1 rRNA gene is annotated in these 234 nt (G+C 55.1%); it reads right to left on the bottom strand.

Features of this window, described 5'->3' with window-relative positions:
* A 23S ribosomal RNA gene (locus R0J87_RS24895) occupies window positions 1-234 on the bottom strand; the annotation flags it as partial.

The following is a 234-nucleotide window of genomic DNA, read 5'->3' as shown; positions in this document are numbered from 1 at the left end:
ACCTTTCCCTCACGGTACTGGTTCGCTATCGGTCAGTAAGGAGTACTTAGCCTTCGGGGGTGGTCCCCCGATCTTCAGACAGAATTTCACGTGTTCCGCCCTACTTAATACGTCCTTCAGAGCTTCCCATACGGGGCTGTCACCCGCTATGGCCATGCTTCCCAACATGTTCTGGTCACTCATCAGGCTCGGCTGGTCCGCGTTCGCTCGCCGCTACTAACAGAGTCTCTATTG

It is taken from the genome of Halomonas sp. SIMBA_159 (genome assembly GCF_046536035.1).
In the GTDB taxonomy this organism is placed as follows: Bacteria; Pseudomonadota; Gammaproteobacteria; order Pseudomonadales; family Halomonadaceae; genus Vreelandella; species Vreelandella venusta_A.
This window is presented reverse-complemented; position numbering and strand designations above follow the sequence as displayed.